The organism is Streptacidiphilus sp. BW17 (genome assembly GCF_041262485.1).
Taxonomy (GTDB): domain Bacteria; phylum Actinomycetota; class Actinomycetes; order Streptomycetales; family Streptomycetaceae; genus Streptacidiphilus.
In genome coordinates, this window is record NZ_JBGCCR010000016.1 from 71,983 (window position 1) to 92,927 (window position 20,945).

Here is a 20,945-nt window from a genome sequence, read left to right on the forward strand (position 1 = left end):
CGGGGGGTCTTTTTCGTTGAACGGGCAGCCCCCGACAGGAGACCACCGGCCATGACCCCCCTCAGCGACGACTTCCACGTCTTCGACACCACGCTGCGCGACGGAGCCCAGCGCGAGGGCATCAACCTCACCGTCGCCGACAAGCTCGCCATCGCCCGGTACCTCGACGACTTCGGTGTGGGTTTCATCGAGGGCGGCTGGCCCGGGGCAAACCCGCGCGACACCGAGTTCTTCGCCCGTGCCGCGAACGAACTCCAGCTCGGCAACGCCCAGCTGGTCGCCTTCGGTGCCACCCGCCGGGCGGGCGGCAAGGCCGCCGAGGACCCGCAGTTGGCGGCCCTGGTCAACTCCGGTGCGCCCGTCGTCACCCTCGTCGCCAAGTCCCACGACCGCCACGTGGAACTGGCGCTGCGCACCACGCTGGAGGAGAACCTGGAGATGGTCCGCGACAGCGTCGCGTACCTGCGCGCCCAGGGACGCCGGGTCTTCATCGACTGCGAGCACTTCTTCGACGGCTACAAGGCCAACCGGGACTACGCGCTCTCCGTCGTCTCAGCCGCCCACGAGGCGGGCGCGGACGTGGTGGTGCTCTGCGACACCAACGGCGGCATGCTGCCGGGCGGCGTCCGCGAGATCGTCGCCGACGTGCTGGCCGCCACCGGCGCGCGTCTCGGCATCCACGCCCAGGACGACACCGGCTGCGCCGTCGCCAACACCCTTGCCGCGGTGGACGCGGGCGCGACCCACGTCCAGTGCACCGCCAACGGCTACGGCGAGCGGGTCGGCAACGCGAACCTCTTCCCGGTCGTCGGCGCGCTGGAGCTCAAGCACGACCTCCGGGTGCTGCCGGAGGGCCGCCTGGCCGAGATGACGCGCATCTCGCACGCCATCGCCGAGGTGGTCAACCTCGCGCCCTCCACCCACCAGCCGTACGTCGGCGTCTCCGCCTTCGCCCACAAGGCCGGCCTGCACGCCTCGGCGATCAAGGTCGACCCCGACCTCTACCAGCACACCGACCCGGCGCTGGTCGGCAACAGCATGCGGATGCTCGTCTCCGACATGGCCGGACGCGCCAGCGTCGAGCTCAAGGGCAAGGAGCTCGGCTACGACCTGTCCGCCGACCGCGAGTTGGTCGGCCGCATCGTCGACCGGGTCAAGGAGAAGGAGCTGGAGGGCTACACGTTCGAGGCCGCCGACGCCTCCTTCGAACTCCTGCTCCGCGCCGAGGCGCACGGCGGTGCGGACCGCTTCTTCACCCTCGAGTCCTGGCGGGCCATCGCCGAGCAGCGGACGGACGGCACCGTCGCGAACGAGGCCACGGTGAAGCTCTGGGCGAAGGGAGAGCGCATCGTCGCCACGGGGGAGGGCAACGGCCCCGTCGACGCGCTGGACGGGGCTCTGCGGGCCGCGGTGGGCCGCTTCTACCCGCAGCTCGCCAAGCTGGAACTGACGGACTACAAGGTCCGCATCCTGGAGGGCCAGCACGGCACCGGGTCGCAGACCCGCGTCCTGATCGAGACGACGGACGGCGAGGCGACGTGGTCCACGGTCGGTGTCGCGGAGAACGTCATCGTCGCCTCCTGGCAGGCCCTCGACGACGCCTACACCTTCGGCCTGCTCCGGTCCGGTCTGACGCCGTGAGGTAGCGAAGGGGCGCGGGGCAGAGCCCCGCGCCCCTGAAGAACGTGCAACTACCAGCGGCAGCGCGGCGGTTACCGCAGGCGCGCCAGCAGCGCGTGCTCGACGAGCGTGATCAGCGCGGACTTCGCGCTGTCGCGGCGGCGCGCGTCCGTCGAGATGATCGGCGTCTCGTGGTCGAGCTGCAGCGCCTCCCGCACCTCCTCGGGACTGTGCGTCTGGCTCCCGTCGAAGGTGTTGACCGCGACGATGAACGGCAGGCCGCTGTTCTCGAAGTAGTCGATCGCGGGGAAGCAGTCGGCCAGGCGGCGGGTGTCCACCAGGACGACGGCGCCGATGGCGCCGCGGACCAGGTCGTCCCACATGAACCAGAAGCGGTCCTGGCCCGGTGTGCCGAACAGGTAGAGGATCAGGTCCTCGTCCAGCGTGATGCGGCCGAAGTCCATGGCGACCGTGGTCGTCGTCTTGCCGCTCACGTGGCTGAGATCGTCGATCCCGGCGGAGGCCGAGGTCATCACGGCCTCGGTGCGGAGCGGGTTGATCTCGGACACCGCGCCGACGAGGGTCGTCTTGCCCACGCCGAAGCCGCCCGCCACCACGATCTTCGCGGAGGTCGTACTACGGCCCCCTGTCGCAGCGGGGGCAGTCGGCCTAGAGCTTGCGTAGTCCACTGAGCACCCTTTCGAGCAGTGTCACATCAGGCGTTCCGCCGGATTCGCCCCCGGCGGCGGGCTGGTGGATCGCGACCAGGCCGGACTCGGCCAGGTCGGCGACAAGGATTCGGGCCACCCCGAGCGGGATGGACAGCAGCGCCGAGATCTCGGCCACCGACTTGATCTCCGTGCACAGCCCGCAGATCCGCTGGTGTTCCGGCAGCAGCGTGCCGATCCGCTCCGGCGCGGCCGTCGTCGAGACCAGGGCCTCGATGGCGAGCTGGTAGCGCGGACGGGTCCGGCCGCCGGTCATGGCGTAGGGCCGGATCAGCGGCTCCTCGTCCTGGGGCTCCGGCTCGGGCGTCGGAACGCGCCCCATGCCGCGGTGCATCGAGCTCTGCTGCTGAGACGGCCAGTCCTGCTGCTGGTCCTGCCAGTAGCCGGACTGACCTCCGTGGCCGACGGGCTGGTCGTAGCCGGGATACCCAGGGGCGGCGCCGTAGCCGCCGACGGGACCGCCGAACGCGTCATGGCCTGTACCGGGGTAGGCAGCGCCGTACTGGCCGTTCTGGTCCTCTGGCGGTGTCACGGTTCCTCCTCACACTTAACGACGTGGCATTGCGGCTAACTGAGCAGCTGCGCCAGTGGAGTTGACGCCGCTTCACTGCGGATGCGGTGCTGTTCGAGTGCTGCGGTCGTGCGGGTGGTGCGGGGTGGTGCTGGCTCGTGCGCTCGTACGAGTCCTACGAGGCTTGTGTGATTGTTGCGCGTCTGTGCGGGTACTGCGAAGTAGTTCGGGAGATCAGTGCAGCAGGCTGCCCTGGAGTTCGGCGCGGAGCGCCGGCGTCAGCACCGTCCCCGCGCGGTCGACGAGGAGGGCCATCTCGTAGCCGACCAGGCCGATGTCGCTGTCGGGGGAGGAGAGGACGGCGAGGGAGGAGCCGTCGGAGACGGCCATGATGAAGAGGAAGCCGCGTTCCATCTCGACCACGGTCTGGGTGACCTTGCCGCCTTCGAAGATCCGGGAGGCGCCCTGGGTCAGCGAGGTGAGGCCGGAGGCGACGGCGGCGAGCTGGTCGGCGCGGTCACGCGGGAAGCCCTCGGACATGGCGAGCAGGAGGCCGTCGGCGGAGACCACCACGGTGTGCGACACCCCGGGGGTGTTGTCCACGAAGTTGGTGATCAACCAGTTGAGGTTCTGGGCCGCTTGGCTCATCTGGCTCATCTTTGATCAACGCTCCTGGGAGTTGGTGCCGTACGGGCCAGAGCCCGGTTGGGGGGTGTCGCCCGCATTGTGGCCCTGCTGGATGCCGCGGCGCAGGTTCGTCAGGCGACCGCGGACCTCCTCAGGGGATCGGGACAGCTGGGACGGCGGCTGGGGCGTCTCCTGCGCGCCCGCTCCGGCCGGGTCCTGGATCTGTCCGGGGAGCAGGTTCTGGCGCGGCACACGGCGCGGCAGACCCGCTCCGGTGGTGCCGCCGGTCCGCGTCTCGCGCGTCGGGAGACCAGGCGTCGGGGTGGCGGGCAGCGCCGGGGTCTCGCCCCGGTCGCCCGCGGAGACGGTCGAGCCGGTCGGGTGGGCCGACGGCATGACCGGCATGGATGCGGTCGACTGGCCGCTGACCTTGGCGCCGGTGAACCAGTTGGGACGCTCGTCGCCGCCCTGGCTGCTGGTCGGACCGCCCAGGGCCGCGCCCGGACGCCTGACCGGCAGTCCGGCGGAGCCGGGCAGGTCCAGGCCTCCGGCCCCGTGCATCGGCTCCGGCTCGAAGCCGCGGTCGCCTCGGCCGGTGCCGAAGCCGGCGTTCGCGTCGGCGCCCGCCGAGCCGCTCGCACCGTAGTGCTGCATGCCCGGAGTGCTGCCCGGGGTCAGGTAGCTGTCGTCGGCGGAGTCCGCGCCGTAGGGGCGGCGCTCGGCGGCGCCGGACTCGAAGCTCTGCGCCGTGTAGCGCCCGGCCTCGAAGCCGGAGTCAGGCGTCGGGTAGGACGGCCCGCCGGAGCGGTCGCCACCGAAGTCGCTGCCGCCGAAGTCGGAACCACCGAAGGCGTTGCCACCGAAGTCGGACTGGCCGCGGGCTGCGGCGCCGAAGTCGTTGCCGCCACCGAAGTTCGAGCCGCTGCCCGAACCGGAGGCGGAGCCGAACCGCGCGTCGAAGTCCCGGCCGTAGTCGTCGCGCTGATCAGCGCCGAACTCGTTGCCGTACTCGCTGCCGCCGTACTCCTGCTGGTAGCCGTTGTTCTGCGGGTACCCGCCGGAGTAGCCCGGGGCCGCGAACTCCTGCGTCTGCTGGTAGCCCTGGTCGCCGAAGCCCTGACCGGGCTGCGCCGGCTGACCGGGCTGACCGTTGAAGCCCTGGCCGCCCTGACCCTGACCGGGGAAGCCCTGCGGCGCAGGGGCCGGAGTGGGCGCCGCAGGAGGCACGGAAGCCGACGAGGGCGCGATCCCGGTCTCGGGACCGGACTCCAGAGCGGCCTGCTCACGGCGGTGGCCGAGCCGCAGCGACCGCTGCACCGGGTCCAGCGCCAGCGTCTGCTCGGCAGGCTGCTCGGCAGCCGGCGCGGCGCGGTTGTAGCGGCTGTCGTCGAAGCCGAGGTCGCTCGCGGTCCGCATCGGGTTGCCGTCGGGGGCGCCGAACGCGGCGTGCTGGCGGTCCTGCGGGCTCTCCGGGTAGATCCGGGAGACGGTGAACTGCTCCTCGGGCTGCAGCACGGGGCGCGCCACCTGGGTCAGCGCCTCGGTGAGCATCACCAGCGAGGTGGTCCCGGCCGACTCGCCCGAGGGGCGCAGCTGGACGCGGATGCTGTGGCGCTCGGCCAGGCGGCCCACCACGAAGAGGCCCATCTGCCGGGAGACCGAGGCGTCCACGGTCGGCGGCTCGGCCAGCTTGGCGTTGATCTCGGCGAAGTCGTCGGCCGTCAGGCCGATGCCCTTGTCGTGGATCTCCACCAGCACACGCTGATCGGGAAGTCGGGTCGCGGTGACCCGGACCCGGGTCTGCGGGCTGGAGAAGGTGGTGGCGTTCTCCAGCAGCTCGGCCAGCAGGTGCACGAGGTCGGTGACGGCGGGACCGACGACGTCGGTCTCGGGTATGCCGGCCAGCTCGATGCGCTCGTACTGCTCCACTTCGGACGCGGCGGCGCGGAGCACGTCGACCAGCGGGATCGGCTCACCCCAGGTGCGCCCGGCGTCCTCGCCCGCCAGAACGAGCAGGTTCTCGCCGTTGCGGCGCATGCGGGTGGCCAGGTGGTCCAGCTTGAAGAGGTTCTCCAGCTGGTCCGGGTCGGCCTCGTTGTTCTCCAGGTCCGTGATCAGGTCGAGCTGACGCTCGATCAGGCCGTGCGAGCGGCGGGACAGGTTGGTGAAGATCGCGTTGACGTTGCCCCGGAGCAGCGCCTGCTCGGCGGCGAGTCGGATCGCTTCGCGGTGGACGTCGTCGAAGGCGCGGGCGACCTCGGCGATCTCGTCCTTGCCGGAGACCGGGATCGGCTCCACGGAGAGGTCCACGCGGCCGGGATCGGTCTTCGACAGCTGGCGGACCAGCTCGGGCAGGCGCTCGCTGGCGATCGTCTGGGCACTGTCACGCAGGCGGCGCATGTTGCGGGTCATCGACCGGGAGACCAGCGTGGTCACGATGCTCGCCAGGATCAGCGCGGCCAGCGCGGCCGCACCGTTGATGATCATGTCGCTCTTGGCCTGGCCGGCCGCGGCCGTGGCCTGCTCGACGGAGGTCGAGGTGAGCTGCTTCTCGACGCCGCGGAAGGCGTTGAAGGAGAGCGTCATCACGGCGTCCCAGTTCTGGACCGTGACACCCTTCGCCGCCAGCTCGTGGTTGTCCAGCGAGCCGCTGGAGATGTAGTTCACCATCGTCTGGATGTCAGCCGGTGGCGGAACGTAGCTCTGGTGGGACTGTGCGGCCTGCTGGGCGGCCTGCGCGGCCATGGCCTTGGCCTGCTGGGCAGCCTGGGCCTCGTCCTGGGCGAGCAGCTGCTTGAACTGCGGGTCGGCCGCGTTGTCGAACTCGTTCTCGGCGACCTGCTCGAGGAACAGGAAGCTCCACAGGTGGATCATCTGGTTCTGGCGACCGGCGACGTCCTTGCTGCTGGACGGTGTCGGCTCCAGCAGCATGTGCAGGCCGATGGCGCGGTCGACCGAGATCGCGTCCTTGGTGAGCGTGATCGCGTAGATGGAGCGGGCGTCGGAGTTGATGGAGCTTCCGTTGCCGACGACGAGCTCGTTGTCGAGAGCCTGCAGAGCGGACAGAAGGTGGGAGTACCCCTCCTCCGTCGCGGTGTCGTAGGCCTGGTAACGACCCGCGCGGAGCTGCGCGAGGCCCTTCAGCTCGTCGTTCGCCGTCTTGACGCGCTCCTGGAGGTGGCCGACGTTCGGGGCGTTCGCGGCCAAGCCCTGGAAGTAGGCGATCGCGGAGTCGCTGGTCGCGCGCGCGTTGACGACCACCGGATTCTTGTCGTCGCCCTTGATCAGGTAAGGGAGTGAGCTGTCGCGTTCCTCGTCCAGGTCCTGTGCGACCTCGGTCGCCGCCTCGACGATCTGCGCGGTCTTCACCGCGTCCTGGGCCGCCCTCCACGTGGTGTACGAGCTCTGCACCCGCAGTCCCGCGAAGGTCAGTGCGGCGAGCACCGGGATCAGCAGGATCGTCACCAGCTTGAAGGATAGACGCCTGTTGCTCAGCGAGAGCCGACCCGCAGGCCGGACCTGGGGCGCGCTGCCGGCGCCTGGAGCTGCCTCGTTCTGGCTCACTCGACTCAACCTCTCGGCCGGGGCGGCCTTGTCGTGCATCCGGGGGTCAACCCGCAGTGGCAGGCATTCCAGCACGGGCCCGTGGCCTTGGCCAAACACCCGTGCCGGAATGGGTTCCTGGTGGTAAATCGGACATAAGGGGCCACTGGCGGCGAATGCCTACGCTCCATTCGGCGGAGCGTAGGCGTCCGCTCACCGGCGGTGAGATCTGGGGGGGAAATGCGTGTCGAACCGTTATGGAAAGTTCAACGCCCGCTCTTACCCCGGTTACCGCAGCCGAGCGAGCAGCGCGTGCTCGACGAGCGTGATCAGCGCGGACTTCGCGCTGTCGCGCCGACGGGCGTCGGTGCTGATGATCGGCGTGTCCGGACCCAACTGCAGTGCCTCGCGCACCTCTTCGGGATTGTGGGCCTGAAAGCCGTCGAAGTTGTTGAGTGCCACGACGAACGGCAGGCCGCTGTTCTCGAAGTAGTCGATCGCGGGGAAGCAGTCGGCCAGGCGGCGGGTGTCGACCAGGACGACGGCGCCGATGGCGCCGCGGACCAGGTCGTCCCACATGAACCAGAAGCGGTCCTGGCCCGGCGTACCGAACAGGTAGAGGATCAGGTCCTCGTCCAGCGTGATGCGGCCGAAGTCCATGGCGACCGTGGTCGTGGTCTTCCCGCTCACATGGGTCAGGTCGTCGATCCCCGCGGAGGCCGAGGTCATCACGGCCTCGGTGCGGAGCGGGTTGATCTCGGACACTGCTCCGACGAGGGTCGTCTTGCCCACGCCGAAGCCGCCCGCCACCACGATCTTCGCGGAGGTCGTGGCTCGGGACGCCATGGGCGGGCTAGAGCTTGCGTAGTCCACTGAGCACCCTTTCGAGCAGTGTGACGTCAGGCGCGCCGCCGCTGTCGGTTGCGGCGGCGGGCTGGTGGATGGCGACCAGGCCGGCTTCGGCCAGGTCGGCCACGAGGATGCGGGCGACGCCCAACGGCATCGGGACGAGGGCGGAGACCTCGGCGACCGACTTCACCTCACGGCACAGGTCCACGATCCGGGCGTGCTCGGGGAGCAGCACACCGGCCCGGTAGGCCTGTGGGGTTGCGGAGACCAGGGCCTCGATGGCGAGCTGGTAGCGCGGGCGGGTCCGGCCGCCGGTCATGGCGTACGGACGCACCAACGGCCGGCCGCCCTGGCCTCCGTGTGGTGAAGTCATCTGTCCTCCTTGGTGCTGCAGCGGCCGTCGTGCCTCTCCGCGGCGAGGTGGATCATGCTGGTCCTGACGGTCTTTGATCTGCCAGTGCTCGGTGGCGCAATCGGGACGGAGTGTACGGGGCCCCGGTGAGCGAATCCCCGGCGACCCCGGGGATTCGCTCACCGAGTGGCGCATCTCTCACCATGGGTGATGTCTCGTCAAGCTTCGTTACCACTGGTGGATCAGAGTCCGGCTCAGTGCAGCAGGCTGCCCTGGAGTTCGGCGCGGAGCGCCGGGGTCAGCACGTCGCCGGCGCGGTCGACGAGGAGGGCCATCTCGTAGCCGACCAGGCCGATGTCGCTGTCGGGGGAGGACAGGACGGCGAGGGAGGAGCCGTCGGAGACGGCCATGATGAAGAGGAAGCCGCGTTCCATCTCGACCACGGTCTGGGTGACCTTGCCGCCTTCGAAGATCCGGGAGGCGCCCTGGGTCAGCGAGGTGAGGCCGGAGGCGACGGCGGCGAGCTGGTCGGCGCGGTCACGCGGGAAGCCCTCGGACATGGCGAGCAGGAGGCCGTCGGCGGAGACCACCACGGTGTGCGACACCCCGGGGGTGTTGTCCACGAAGTTGGTGATCAACCAGTTCAAGTTGTGAGCTGCCTGGCTCATCTGAGTCATCTTGATCAACGCTCCTGGGGGTTGCTGCCGTACGCACCGTTGCCCTGGTCAGGACCGGCCGCCCCCGCGGCACGACCCTGCTGGATACCACGACGCAGGTTGGTGAGACGACCGCGGACCTCATCGGGGGACCGGGAGACCTGCGGGCCGGGAAGGGAGGACGCCTCGGCGGTGCCGGGGACCAGGTTGGCCTTCGGCACGCGGCGCGGCAGACCGGACGGCATCATGCCGCCCGCACTCGGCTCGCGGACCTGCTCGGCCCGCCGCCACGTCTCGTCGTTCGCGGAACTGCGCCACGGCGCCTGACTGTCGCCCATGCCGGACATGGCGCTGGCGCCGGCCGGCTGCCCCGGGTGTCCGGGCTGCTGCCCGTGACGCGGGTCCGGCTGCGGTGCCTGACGCGGATCCGGCTGCTGCGCGGTCAGTTCGTCGGCGGAGACCTGCACGCCGCGCATCCGCTCGGCGCGACCGGCGCGGAACCAGGTCGTCTCCATCTGCTCGAAGATCGGGGACGAGCTGCCCGCCCCGGCCTCGACGGCCGGAAGCGCACGGGTCAGCGGGTCCGAGCCGTGGTCCGGCTGCGGGCGCTGCGGGAAGGGCTGCGGCTCGGCCGGGGCCGGACGCGCGGGCGCCTCCTCCTCGAAGCGTGACCGGGCGAACTGCCCGGTGCTGTCGCCGCCCGACGGCTGTCCGGCGGCCGAACCGTGCTGCGGCTGCTCGGACCAGAGGCCGCCCTCGTAGGGCTGCGGCGGCTGCGGGACCGGCGGCAACGGAGCCTGCGGCTGCGCCGGTGCCGGGAAGCCCGAGTCGATCGGCAGGCCAAGGCCGTTGGTGTGGCTCGGGTCGAAACCGCCCGCTCCGGAGCCGGAGTCGGCGCCCTGGCCGGTGCCGGGGAGCGGAATGCCACGGCCGTCGGTACGGCTGGGGTCGAATCCGCCCGGCTGCTGGCCGGGTTGCTGACCGGACGGCTGACCGCCGCGCTGCGGCAGGCCGGAGCCGGTGCCGAAGTCGGCGTGGCCGTCCTGGCCCGCGCCCGGGATCGACAGGCCGCGGCCGTCGGTCTGGCCGGGGTTCCAGCCACCCTGCTGCTGGCCCGACAGGCCCGGCTGGCCGAACTGCCCCTGCTGACCGAACTGCCCCTGCTGGCCGGGCTGTCCGGACGGGCCGGACTGTCCCTGCGAGCCCGGCTGACCGCCGCGCTGCGGCAGGCCGGACTGCGCGGACGCAGCGGACGGCATGCCACGGCCGTCGGTCTGACCGCCGTCGAATCCGCCCGCCTGGCCGCCGCCCTGCGGCTGACCGCCGCGGCGCGGAAGGCCGGTCTGGGAGGAGCCGGAGGGCGCGCCGGCACCGGTGCCACCGGGACCCGCGGGCAGACCCGGCTGCGACTGCTGCGACTGCTGCGACTGCTGCGACTGCTGCGGCAGCGACGGGCGCGAACCCGGGCCGCCGAGACCGCCCAGGCCGCCGGAACCGCCTGGACCACCGGGGGAGGTCTGCGGGCCGGAGCCCAACGGGGTGCGCTGCGGACCGCTCGGCGCGGCCGGACGCTGCGTGGCGGCACCCGCCGCCGGAGCACCCGAACCGGCGCGACGCTCGGCCACGTTGGTGACGTCCACCGGCAGCATGACCAGCGCGGTGGTGCCGCCCGAGTCGCTCGGGCGCAGCTGGATCCGGATGCCGTGACGCAGCGAGAGTCGACCGACCACGAAGAGACCCATGCGGCGGGAGACGGAGACGTCCACCACCGGCGGGTTGGCCAGACGCTCGTTGATCTCCGCCAGGTCGTCGGGGGAGAGGCCGATGCCGGTGTCGTGGATCTCGACCAGCACCCGGCCGTCCGGCAGCGCGTGACCGGTGACCTTGACGCGCGTCTGCGGGCTGGAGAACGAGGTCGCGTTCTCCAGCAGCTCGGCCAGCAGGTGGACGAGGTCGTTGACGACGCGGCCGGCGACCTCGGCCGTCGGCACCGAGGCCAGCTCGATGCGCTCGTACTGCTCCACCTCGGACGCGGCGGCGCGGAGCACGTCCACCAGCGGCACCGGGCGGGTCCAACGACGACCCGGGTCCTCACCCGCGAGTACGAGGAGGTTCTCACCGTTACGACGCATACGCGTCGCCAGGTGGTCGAGCTTGAACAGCTGGGCCAGCTGGTCCGGGTCGGCCTCGCGCGACTCCAGCTCGGAGATCATCGACAGCTGGCGCTGGATCAGACCCTGCGAGCGGCGCGAGAGGTTGGTGAACATCGCGTTGATGTTGCCTCGGAGCAGGGCCTGCTCGGCGGCCAGTCGGACCGCCTGGCTGTGGACCTTGTCGAACGCGCGGGCCACGTGCCCGATCTCGTCCGTGGTGTCGATGCCGATCGGCTCGATCGTGACGTCCACGTCCTGCGGATCAGCCTCGGAGAGCTTGCGGACCATCTCCGGCAGCGTGTGCTCGGCGACGTCCTCGGCGGTCTCCTGCAGCTTGGCCAGCGTGCGGACCATCGAGCGGGCCACCAGACCGGCGCCGAGGATGGCGAAGAGGAGGACCAGGACGATCAGACCGGCGTTGACGTAGGCGTCCGTCGCGGCGTTGGAGCGCAGCGTGGCCGCGGTGTTGTCGAGCTCCTGGACCAGGAAGCTCTCGTCCAGGCCCATCTGCTGCATGATCGTGCCGGACTTGGAGAACCAGTCCTGGCCGTTCAGCAGGTTCGGCTGCGCGGAGAGCGGCTCGCCGCTGCTCAGCACCCGCTGCGCGAACTGCATGCTCTCCGTGTAGACGGAGTTGTTCTGCCAGGGGCCGATCAGCGAGTTGGACTGGTCGGCGCCGTAGAGCGCGGAGAACTCGTGCTGCTGGATGCCGGCGTCCTGGAACGCGCCCAGCGCGTAGATGCGGTCGCTCGCCTGCAGGGCGTTGGCGACCGGCACGCCGTTGGAGTCGGTGTTGACCAGTGCCGCGGTCAGCGTGGACCGGACGATGGCCATGTCCTCGTGCCACGCGGTGAACGCCTGGAGCGAACGGGTCGCCTGGACCAGCTGCAGGTTGGACGAGGCGAGGGCCAGGTCCTGGGTGATCTGGGTCAGCGGGGTGATCAGGCTGTCGAACCCGGCGACTGTCTTCTGCAGGTCGCCGCCCTGGCTCGCCTGGAACGCGGACTGCTCGATCGAGTGCAGCCCGTTCAGCCGGGTGAGGACGTTGGTGATGTCGACACCACCGCCGGGGAGCGTCGACTTGTCCAGCGAGTCGACCAGGCTCTCCAGCTTGGTCAGCTTGGTGCCGGTCTGCTTCATGTCGAACACGACCTGGTCGGCGGTCAGGGGATTGTTCCCCGGACTGCTGGAGAGGGCCATGTCGTCGCGCTCGGTCTCGAGCGAGATCGCGAGCAGCGTCGCCGCCTGGGCGACGTCACCGAGCTTCGACACGTTGTCCAGCTGCTGCTGGGTCTGGAGCGAGCCCTGGATACGCAGACCACCGAGGACGATGGCCGCGATCACCGGGAGGATCAGCAGCGCGGTCAGCCTGGTGCGGATCTTCCAGTTGTTGAGCGCGTAGCGGCGCATGCCGCTGACCTTCGGCGGCGTGATTCTGCCTATTCGGCTCGCGCTCGAACCGTCGCCACCGGAGCCGGTGGCCTTGCCGGAAGCCTTGCCGGATGTCTTACCGGCGGGCTTGGCAGTTGGCTTGGAACCCTTGGGATCGCCCTCGGGCCGGCTCTGCGTGGGCCCGGGGCGGGAGCCCTCGGCGGCATGGGGGGCATTCGGCGACGACTGCTGGCCTGCGGCTCCGCGGTCCGCCGGGTTGCCCGCGCCGCCACCCCTCTTGATACGTCCCTGCACTAGCGTCGCAACCTCTGGACCAGGCGCCCCTCGCGCGAAGCGGTCGGGACGGTGTCGAGTTCTCGGTGGGCGTGGGCCCCGGTCGGGCCCGAGTGGACGCCCGTATGCCTCCGTCGGATCGGCCCCGGCCGGTTCAGCGTGTGGAGGGGCGGACTCCGACGGTCCGAGGCATTCCAGCACAGTGCCCGATCTCCAACAAGGGGCGACGCTACGTGACGGTAGGAGTGACCCCATGTGGGGTCGAAGTGACGCTGCGTGCGGCTGGGCGCAGGGAAACCGTACCTTTCGGACACGCGGGTGGCCAGCAATACCGCGAAGGTCGTGACGCCGCGTCATGATTTTGTCCGATATGACTTTTATGGCCGGTTTATTGGGGTGGCCACAATCGCGTAACTGTGCTGCCTACCCATATGCAAAGTGAGCAAACTCACAGCTGATTCGGTAGTGCTCGGTGACCACGGTGTGGAATGAGATCCTGGATGTGCCACTGAACGATTCCGAGGTGAGGTTCCGCGTGACCTTCAAGACCACCATGAGCTTCCGGCCGACGGCCAACCCCCGCCGCACGAAGCTCGACGCCCTCCCCGCGGACGGCGGCCCCGCGCTGCGCGCCTCCGCCGCCGCTCCTGCGGAGCTCCCGCAGCACACGGCCAACCCGCGCCGCACCAACCTCATGATCGCCCCGGAACCGCGAACGGTCCAGTAGTCGTTCACCCGCGCGTCCCCCGAAGGCCCCGCCACGGTGGGGCCTTCGGCATGCCCGGGATCGGGGGCCTAGGCTGAAGTCGGTTCGATCACCGTCCAGCAAGAGTCCAGTAAGAGGAGACGTCCCCACCGTGCGTATCGCCAGGTTTTCCTTCGAGGGGGCGGTCACTTTCGGCGTGGTGGACGCCGAGGCCGAGACCGTCGCCGTGCTCGCCGGTCACCCGTTCGGCGAGCCGCAGCCGACCGGCCAGGTGCTGCCGTTGGCCGACGTCCGGCTGCTGCCGCCGATGCTGCCCAGCAAGATCGTCGCGGTGGGCCGCAACTACGCCGCCCACGCGGCCGAGCTGGGCAACGAGGTGCCCGAGGCGCCGCTCACCTTCTTCAAGCCGTCGACCTCGGTCGTCGGTCCGACCGAGAACATCGCCTACCCGCCGTTCTCCTCGGACGTGCAGTACGAGGCCGAACTCGCCGTCGTGATCGGGCGGATGTGCCGCGAGGTGCCCCACGCCCGCGTCAACGACGTGATCCTCGGCTACACCTGCGCCAACGACGTGACGGCGCGTGACATCCAGCAGCGCGAGGGCCAGTGGGCCCGGGCCAAGGGCTTCGACACGGCCTGCCCGCTCGGCCCGTGGATCGAGACCGATCTGGACCCGAACGACCTCGCCGTCACCTGCACCGTCAACGGCGAACTCCGCCAGGCCGGGCGCACCTCGCAGATGGTCCGCTCCATCGCCGACCTGATCGTGCACATCTCCGACGCGATGACCCTGCTGCCCGGCGACGTCATCCTCACCGGCACCCCGGCGGGCGTCGGGCCGCTGCAGATCGGCGACGAGGTCTCGGTCAACGTCGAGGGCATCGGCACGCTGACCAACCGCGTCGTCAAGCGTGGCTGAGATACGGACGACTGAGGTCGGCCAGGGCGTCCTCGGTGTCCTGTGGGACATCGACGACACCCTGGTCGACCACTCGGGGGCCGAACGCGCCGCGATCCTGGAGCATCTGGACGCGCAGGGCGTCCTCGACTCCTTCCCCTCTCCGGAGCGGGCCGCCGACTGGTGGAAGGACGAGGTGGAGCGGACCTACCCGCGCTACCTCTCCGGGGAGCTGACCTTTCCCGAGCAGCGGCGGCTGCGCGTGCACGACTTCCTCGGCCGCGCGGGCCTCTCGGTGGCGGACGCCGACGCCTGGTTCGCGGGCTACCGCGTGCGGCACATCGCCCACCGCCGCGTCTTCGACGACGCCCTGCCGGCCCTGGACGCGCTCTCCGGCTACCGGCACGGGCTGCTCTCCAACTCCTCGGTCGCCTACCAGCACGAGAAGTTGGCGGTGTTGGGCTTGCGGGACCGCTTTGCTTCACTGGTCTGCTCCGAGGAGCTCGGCCACGCCAAGCCGGCGCCGGAGGCGTTCCTGGCCGGCTGCAGCGCTCTCGGCCTCCCGCCCGACCGCGTCGTCTACGTGGGAGACCGGTTGACCACCGACGCGTTGGGGGCCCGGGCCGCCGGTCTGCACGCCGTCTGGCTGGACCGCTCCGGTGCCGGCGACGGCCTCCCCGAGGCCGCCGATATGCCCCGCGTCCACACCCTCGCTGACCTGCCGGAGCTGCTGCGGGTTATCGATTTTGGAGCGCCGCCCACCATCCGGTAGTGTTCTTCTTGTTGCGCCGCCCGGTAGGGACGGGGGAGGGCCGAGAGGCACTCACCAAGATCACCTGGACAGTGCGATGGGGTATGGTGTAATTGGCAGCACGACTGATTCTGGTTCAGTTAGTCTAGGTTCGAGTCCTGGTACCCCAGCCACAAATTCCATAGTTCTTGCCCCCGTTGTGTAGCGGCCTAGCACGCTGCCCTCTCACGGCAGTAGCGCCGGTTCGAATCCGGTCGGGGGTACTCGGTCCGCAAGGACCAACGCCCCCGTTGTGTAGCGGCCTAGCACGCTGCCCTCTCACGGCAGTAGCGCCGGTTCGAATCCGGTCGGGGGTACTCGGCTCGCAAGAGCCAACGCCCCCGTTGTGTAGCGGCCTAGCACGCTGCCCTCTCACGGCAGTAGCGCCGGTTCGAATCCGGTCGGGGGTACTTTTGGGGTATGGTGTAATTGGCAGCACGAGTGATTCTGGTTCATTTAGTCTAGGTTCGAGTCCTGGTACCCCAGCTCTGATTGCGTCACTGAAAAGCAGTGCAAAGACCCGCGAGGGTCTTTTTTGTTTTCCGGAACGAATACGAAAGGGCGGACCGCCGTGGCGGTCCGCCCTTTTTGCGAGCGGTTGTGAGGTGTTGCGAGGGGTCAGGCGCGACGGAGCGCCTCGCTGAGGCGTGCCGCCGCCTCGACGATGGCCTGGGCGTGCAGGCGGCCGGGGTGGCGGGTCAGCCGCTCGATCGGGCCGGAGACGGAGACCGCCGCCACCACGCGGTTGGACGGCCCGCGGACCGGAGCCGAGACGGACGCCACGCCGGGCTCGCGCTCGCCGATCGACTGCGCCCAGCCGCGACGGCGGACGCCGGAGAGCGCGGTCGCGGTGAACCGCGCGCCCTGCAGGCCGCGGTGCAGCCGCTCCGGCTCCTCCCAGGCGAGCAGCACCTGGGCCGCCGAACCCGCTTTCATCGGGAGCGTGCTGCCCACCGGGACGGTGTCTCGCAGGCCGGAGAGCCGCTCCGCCGCTGCCACACAGATGCGCAGATCGCCCTGTCTCCGGTACAGCTGCGCGCTCTCGCCCGTCACGTCGCGGAGGTGGGTGAGCACCGGGCCGGCCGTGGCCAGCAGCCGGTCCTCGCCCGCCGCGGCGGAGAGCTCGGAGAGGCGGGGCCCCAGGATGAAGCGGCCCTGCATGTCACGGGTGACCAGGCGGTGATGCTCCAGAGCGACCGCCAGCCGGTGCGCCGTGGGGCGCGCCAATCCGGTTGCCGAGACGAGCCCGGCCAGGGTCGCGGGGCCTGCCTCTAGCGCGCTCAGCACCAGAGCAGCCTTGTCGAGAACGCCGACGCCACTAGAGTTGTCCATGCCCTGATATTGCAGTCTCGGATCGCGAGACGCAAGTTCAATCTTCTGGGATCTGCGCCACTCTGGAAAACAGAGAGCAATCGACGGCTGTACCGGCGACGTCGCCGGTCGGAGGGATGGCGATGGGACGCACACTCGCGGAGAAGGTCTGGGACGACCACGTCGTTCGGCGCGCCGAGGGCGAGCCCGACCTCCTCTTCATCGATCTGCACCTCCTCCACGAGGTGACCAGCCCGCAGGCCTTCGACGGGCTGCGTCTCGCCGGGCGGAAGGTGCGTCGTACCGATCTCACGATCGCGACCGAGGACCACAACACGCCGACCCTGGACATCGACAAGCCCATCGCGGACCCGGTTTCCAAGGTGCAGCTGGAGACGCTGCGCAGCAACTGCGCGGAGTTCGGCGTACGCCTGCACTCGCTGGGCGACGTCGAGCAGGGCGTCGTCCACGTGGTGGGACCGCAGCTGGGACTGACCCAGCCCGGCACCACCGTGGTCTGCGGTGACTCGCACACCTCGACGCACGGCGCGTTCGGCGCACTGGCGTTCGGCATCGGCACCAGCCAGGTCGAACACGTGCTGGCCACCCAGACGCTGCCGATGGCGCCGTTCAAGACGATGGCCATCACCGTCGAGGGCGAACTGCCCGAGGGCGTCACGGCCAAGGACCTGATCCTGGCCGTGATCGCCAGGATCGGCACCGGCGGTGGCCAGGGCTACGTCCTGGAGTACCGCGGTTCGGCGATCCGCGCGCTGTCGATGGAAGCGCGGATGACCATCTGCAACATGTCGATCGAGGCCGGCGCCCGCGCCGGGATGATCGCCCCGGACGAGACCACCTTCGCGTATCTCGAAGGCCGTCCGCACGCCCCCAAGGCCGAGGACTGGGACGCCGCGGTGGCGTACTGGAAGACCCTGGGCACCGACGAGGACGCGGTCTTCGACGCCGAGGTCTTCATCGACGCGAACGAGCTGACGCCGTTCGTCACCTGGGGCACCAACCCGGGCCAGGGCGCCCCGCTGGGCGCCGACGTGCCGGACCCGGCCTCGTTCGAGGACCCGCAGGAGCGCACAGCGGCCGAGAACGCGCTGCGCTACATGGGCCTTACGGCCGGAACCCCGCTGCGCGAGGTGAAGGTCGACGCGGTCTTCGTCGGCTCCTGCACCAACGGCCGGATCGAGGATCTCCGTAACGCCGCTGCCGTCGTTGCGGGCCGCAGGGTCGCCGACGGGGTGCGGATGCTGGTCGTCCCCGGCTCCGTCCGGGTCGCGCTGCAGGCCGTCGAGGAGGGCCTGGACAAGGTCTTCACCGCGGCCGGTGCCGAGTGGCGTCACGCGGGTTGTTCGATGTGCCTGGGCATGAACCCGGACCAGCTGGCCCCGGGTGAGCGCTGCGCGTCCACCTCCAACCGCAACTTCGAGGGCCGCCAGGGCAAGGGCGGTCGCACGCACCTGGTCTCCCCGCAGGTGGCCGCCGCCACCGCGGTGCTGGGGCACCTGGCCTCGCCCTCCGACCTGTCCGACGCTCCGACGCTCGTGGAGGCCTGAACCGTCATGGAGAAGTTCACTTCGCACACCGGCCGGGCCGTTCCGCTGCGCCGCAGCAACGTCGACACCGACCAGATCATCCCGGCCCACTGGCTCAAGAAGGTCACCCGGAACGGCTTCGAGGACGGTCTGTTCGAGGCCTGGCGCAAGGACGACGCGTTCGTCCTCAACCAGCAGGAGTACCAGGGCTCGACGGTCCTGATCGCCGGTCCCGAGTTCGGCACCGGCTCCTCCCGCGAGCACGCGGTCTGGGCGCTGCAGAACTACGGCTTCAAGGCCGTCATCTCCTCCCGCTTCGCCGACATCTTCCGCGGCAACTCGCTCAAGAACGGCCTGCTGACGGTGATCCTGCCGCAGGAGACCGTCGAGCAGCTGTGGGCGCTCGTCGAGGCCGACCCGCAGGCGGAGGTGACCGTCGACCTGGAGGCCCGCGAGGTCCGCGCGGAGGGCGTCAACGCCCCCTTCGAGCTGGACGAGAACGTGCGTTGGCGTCTCCTGAACGGCCTGGACGACATCAGCATCACGCTGCAGCAGGAGGCCGACATCACGGCCTACGAGGTGACCCGTCCGAGCTTCAAGCCCGTGACGCAGCCTGCGGCCTGAGGCCTTCGCAGGAGCGATTTTCCGTCAGCCCCCCGGTCTTCACCGGGGGGCTGATTGCTGCTCTGCTCGTGACTGTGTGTAAGGTCGTTGTGAACTACGGCGGAGAACAACTGGCCTCGGATGGCACAATCTCCGCATGAGTCGGAGCGACCAGCCGTCGGGCGACGACGACGCGGAGTGGTTCGAGGAGGCTGCGGACGCCGAGCTCTACCGGCTGGTGGCGCTCCGACTCAAGGATGCACACGCCCGTGTGCGTGCTCTGGACGTGTCGGACGCGGAGAGGGCCGCGTTGACCCGTTCGTTGCTCATTGTGACGGAGGCGGCGAAGCGCGATCTCCCGGAAGCAGCACGGAGGTTGGCGCGTTTCGTAGCGGACCTGGACGCCGGTCGGCGACCCGGTCCGACGGCGGGCTGAAACCCGAATCCATTGCGACACAAGGGTGATGCGCCCGTTTGGTTATTGAAATGGCGTATATACATGCCTAACGTGCGAATTGCCCAGAAAGAATCTTCCGGGCAACCGTTTCCGAAGGGGAAGACGTGAACAAGGCGCAGCTTGTTGAAGCGGTGGCCGAGCAGCTTGGTGGCCGTCGCGCCGCCGCAGAGGCAGTGGATGCTGTGCTCGACACCATCGTGCGTGCGGTGACCGCGGGAGACCGCGTGTCCGTGACGGGTTTCGGCACTTTCGAGAAGGTGGACCGCGCAGCGCGGTTCGCCCGCAACCCGCAGACCGGCGACCGGGTCAAGGTCAAGAAGACCGCGGTTCCGCGGTTCCGTCCCGGCCAGGGCTTCAAGGACCTGGTCAGCGGCTCGAAGAAGCTGCCGAAGTCGGGCGTGGCGGTCAAGAAGGCCCCCAAGGGCTCGCTGACCCCGGGCAAGAGCGGCATGGCCGCGCCGGCCGGTTCGCCGGCGGCGAAGAAGGCTGCCGCGAAGAAGGTCACGGCGAAGAAGACCACCGCAACGGTCAAGAAGGCCGCCGCCAAGAAGGCTTCGGTCAGCCAGGCCGCTGCCAAGAAGACCACGGCCGCGAAGAAGACCACTGCCAAGAAGGCCACGACCGCGGCTGCGGTCAAGGCCCCCGCGAAGAAGACGGTCACCGCGTCCGCCACTCGCCCCGCCGCCAAGAAGGCGACGACGGCGAAGAAGGCGGTCGCGGCCAAGAAGACCACCGCAGCGGCGAAGAAGACCGCCGCCAAGAAGGCCCCGGCCCGCAAGGCCGCGGCCAAGAAGTAGCCCCTCCTGTTCAGGCTCCCTGCACTCCCGTGCGGGGAGCCTGTGCGTTTGCAGACGGGGAAGTTGCACTAGCCGTGGCGCAGGGCCCGTCCGCTCGTCAGCGGTTGTTCGCGCAGTTCCCCGCGCCCCTGGACAGTGCAGCTACCGGCGGGACCGCAGGTGCTGCTCAGAACGTCTGCAACGTAATGAGCGTGATGCGGCGTTCGCCGCCCTCGCCCTCGGTTTCGATACGGACGCGCTGCCCCGGGCGCAGCAGCCTCAAGCCGCCCGCGTCGAACGCTGCCGCGTCGAACTTCAGCGCCGTGCCGTCGTCGAGGAGCACCTGGCCGCTGCGGCTGTCGGGGGAGTACGTGTACGCGGTTGCCTGCATGCGTCCAAGCGTAGCCAGCGTGCGTGGGCCCACGCCCAGCGCCAGGGCCACGCCGAGGTCCGCGCCGGTGTCCACGTCCCGGCGAACGGTCGCCACGTCGACCGGCCGCAGCTCGACCGCCCCGGACGCCGCGTGCCGGGCACGCGACTCGCCGCCGAACGCCGGCGCCAGCCTGACGCCCGCGCCTGCGGCCAGCAGTACCGTGCCGACGCCCTGGGTGTCCGCCAGGAACGCCCGGGGAAACGTGTGGGCGGCCGTCAGGACGCGCGTCAGTTCCGCCGGAAGCAACGCCGGGAGGTCCGCCGACATCGCCGCCACCGCGCCCGCCCCCAGCGCGCTCCGCGCGTACTCCGCGCCGTGGTTGAGCGCCGCGTTGAGCCCGGCCGCCGGGGCGTCAGGGACCACGACCGCGCCCGCCAGGGCCAGCTCCGCACCTGCTGCCGGGTCGTCGCAGACGGCCACCACGCCTGCGACGCAGGCGCTCCGCAACGCCGCGTTCACCGTGTCGAGCGCGAAGGCCAGTGCCAGCTCCGGTCGCAGCGCGCCGACCGCAGGGGCCAGGCGTGACTTGGCCGCGGCCGGCGGCTTGAGCGGTATCACGAGGGTGTACTGCGGGGTGGTCATCGGGGGTCATTCTGCCCCGCACGGGACCTGTGCCTGCGCGGCGGCCGACCGGAACGGCCGGGGGTGCCTCGACAGTCGGTCGAGGCAGGGGCGACACTTGTGCGGTTGAACATCTGAGTTCCCCGGCGACACCGGCGA

At 70.2% G+C, this 20,945-nt stretch carries 17 protein-coding genes, 5 tRNA genes and 1 pseudogene; 13 read left to right on the forward strand and 10 right to left on the reverse strand.

Annotated features, from left to right (window positions below):
- Positions 1 to 51: 51 nt before the first annotated feature.
- Positions 52 to 1,641, forward strand: coding sequence for a citramalate synthase (gene cimA, locus ABH940_RS20615; RefSeq protein ID WP_370060769.1), 1,590 nt, complete (start codon positions 52 to 54; stop codon positions 1,639 to 1,641).
- A 71-nt stretch (positions 1,642 to 1,712) separates the two neighbouring features.
- Here cimA and ABH940_RS20620 read toward each other — a convergent pair whose 3' ends face one another.
- From ABH940_RS20620 to ABH940_RS20655, 8 genes are all read right to left on the reverse strand, one after another.
- Entirely contained in the window at positions 1,713 to 2,309 is a 597-nt protein-coding gene (locus ABH940_RS20620) for an ATP/GTP-binding protein (RefSeq protein ID WP_370060768.1), read from the reverse strand.
- A complete protein-coding gene (locus ABH940_RS20625) occupies positions 2,290 to 2,880 on the reverse strand; it encodes a DUF742 domain-containing protein (RefSeq protein WP_370060767.1) in 591 nt (196 codons plus the stop codon). The genes ABH940_RS20620 and ABH940_RS20625 overlap by 20 nt, the downstream gene beginning before the upstream one ends.
- Positions 2,881 to 3,093: 213 nt before the next feature.
- Positions 3,094 to 3,507, reverse strand: a complete 414-nt coding sequence (locus tag ABH940_RS20630; RefSeq protein WP_370060766.1) for a roadblock/LC7 domain-containing protein — start codon at positions 3,505 to 3,507, stop codon at positions 3,094 to 3,096.
- A gap of 15 nt (positions 3,508 to 3,522) precedes the next feature.
- The gene (locus ABH940_RS20635) at positions 3,523 to 6,951 is read right to left on the reverse strand and encodes an ATP-binding protein (protein ID WP_370105919.1); all 3,429 of its coding nucleotides are present in this window, start codon (positions 6,949 to 6,951) and stop codon (positions 3,523 to 3,525) included.
- A gap of 366 nt (positions 6,952 to 7,317) precedes the next feature.
- The gene (locus ABH940_RS20640; RefSeq protein ID WP_370060764.1) at positions 7,318 to 7,902 is read right to left on the reverse strand and encodes an ATP/GTP-binding protein; all 585 of its coding nucleotides are present in this window, start codon (positions 7,900 to 7,902) and stop codon (positions 7,318 to 7,320) included.
- Positions 7,883 to 8,251 carry a DUF742 domain-containing protein gene (locus ABH940_RS20645; protein ID WP_196192550.1) on the reverse strand — a complete coding sequence of 123 codons (369 nt, stop codon included), beginning with the start codon at positions 8,249 to 8,251 and terminating at the stop codon, positions 7,883 to 7,885. Before ABH940_RS20645 ends, ABH940_RS20640 begins: the two co-directional genes overlap by 20 nt.
- Positions 8,252 to 8,484: 233 nt before the next feature.
- Entirely contained in the window at positions 8,485 to 8,898 is a 414-nt protein-coding gene (locus ABH940_RS20650; RefSeq protein ID WP_196192549.1) for a roadblock/LC7 domain-containing protein, read from the reverse strand.
- Positions 8,899 to 8,912: 14 nt separating this feature from the next.
- The gene (locus ABH940_RS20655; RefSeq protein WP_370105920.1) at positions 8,913 to 12,725 is read right to left on the reverse strand and encodes an ATP-binding protein; all 3,813 of its coding nucleotides are present in this window, start codon (positions 12,723 to 12,725) and stop codon (positions 8,913 to 8,915) included.
- Between the two features lie 514 nt (positions 12,726 to 13,239).
- Between ABH940_RS20655 and ABH940_RS20660 the strand changes: the two genes are divergently transcribed.
- From ABH940_RS20660 to ABH940_RS20695, 8 genes are all read left to right on the forward strand, one after another.
- Positions 13,240 to 13,431 carry a hypothetical protein gene (locus ABH940_RS20660; protein ID WP_370060762.1) on the forward strand — a complete coding sequence of 64 codons (192 nt, stop codon included), beginning with the start codon at positions 13,240 to 13,242 and terminating at the stop codon, positions 13,429 to 13,431.
- A 130-nt stretch (positions 13,432 to 13,561) separates the two neighbouring features.
- Positions 13,562 to 14,329, forward strand: a complete 768-nt coding sequence (locus tag ABH940_RS20665) for a fumarylacetoacetate hydrolase family protein (RefSeq protein ID WP_370060761.1) — start codon at positions 13,562 to 13,564, stop codon at positions 14,327 to 14,329.
- Complete coding sequence (locus ABH940_RS20670) at positions 14,322 to 15,080, forward strand: HAD family hydrolase (RefSeq protein WP_370105921.1); 759 nt, start codon at positions 14,322 to 14,324, stop codon at positions 15,078 to 15,080. Before ABH940_RS20665 ends, ABH940_RS20670 begins: the two co-directional genes overlap by 8 nt.
- Before the next feature lie 77 nt (positions 15,081 to 15,157).
- A tRNA-Gln gene (locus tag ABH940_RS20675) sits at positions 15,158 to 15,232 on the forward strand.
- 17 nt (positions 15,233 to 15,249) lie between these two features.
- Positions 15,250 to 15,322 (forward strand) — tRNA-Glu (locus tag ABH940_RS20680).
- Positions 15,323 to 15,342: 20 nt separating this feature from the next.
- Positions 15,343 to 15,415: transfer RNA gene (locus ABH940_RS20685), tRNA-Glu, on the forward strand.
- 20 nt (positions 15,416 to 15,435) lie between these two features.
- Positions 15,436 to 15,508, forward strand: a tRNA-Glu gene (locus ABH940_RS20690).
- A gap of 4 nt (positions 15,509 to 15,512) precedes the next feature.
- A tRNA-Gln gene (locus tag ABH940_RS20695) sits at positions 15,513 to 15,584 on the forward strand.
- 132 nt (positions 15,585 to 15,716) lie between these two features.
- Here the strand turns inward: ABH940_RS20695 and ABH940_RS20700 are convergent.
- The gene (locus tag ABH940_RS20700; RefSeq protein ID WP_370060759.1) at positions 15,717 to 16,430 is read right to left on the reverse strand and encodes an IclR family transcriptional regulator; all 714 of its coding nucleotides are present in this window, start codon (positions 16,428 to 16,430) and stop codon (positions 15,717 to 15,719) included.
- A gap of 122 nt (positions 16,431 to 16,552) precedes the next feature.
- Here ABH940_RS20700 and leuC point away from each other — a divergent pair, with 122 nt between their 5' ends.
- The 4 genes from leuC (at position 16,553) to ABH940_RS20720 (ending at position 19,813) form a co-directional block, all read left to right on the forward strand.
- Positions 16,553 to 17,977 carry a 3-isopropylmalate dehydratase large subunit gene (leuC, locus tag ABH940_RS20705; protein ID WP_370060758.1) on the forward strand — a complete coding sequence of 475 codons (1,425 nt, stop codon included), beginning with the start codon at positions 16,553 to 16,555 and terminating at the stop codon, positions 17,975 to 17,977.
- Positions 17,978 to 17,983: 6 nt separating this feature from the next.
- On the forward strand, positions 17,984 to 18,580 hold the full coding sequence (gene leuD / locus ABH940_RS20710) for a 3-isopropylmalate dehydratase small subunit (RefSeq protein ID WP_370060757.1): 597 nt from the start codon (positions 17,984 to 17,986) through the stop codon (positions 18,578 to 18,580).
- Positions 18,581 to 18,716: 136 nt separating this feature from the next.
- Positions 18,717 to 18,995, forward strand: coding sequence for a hypothetical protein (locus tag ABH940_RS20715; RefSeq protein ID WP_370060756.1), 279 nt, complete (start codon positions 18,717 to 18,719; stop codon positions 18,993 to 18,995).
- Between the two features lie 125 nt (positions 18,996 to 19,120).
- The gene (locus ABH940_RS20720; RefSeq protein ID WP_370060755.1) at positions 19,121 to 19,813 is read left to right on the forward strand and encodes an HU family DNA-binding protein; all 693 of its coding nucleotides are present in this window, start codon (positions 19,121 to 19,123) and stop codon (positions 19,811 to 19,813) included.
- 367 nt (positions 19,814 to 20,180) lie between these two features.
- Here ABH940_RS20720 and cofC read toward each other — a convergent pair.
- Positions 20,181 to 20,807 (reverse strand): annotated as a pseudogene (cofC, locus tag ABH940_RS20725) (2-phospho-L-lactate guanylyltransferase); the annotation flags it as partial.
- Between the last annotated feature and the right edge of the window lie 138 nt (positions 20,808 to 20,945).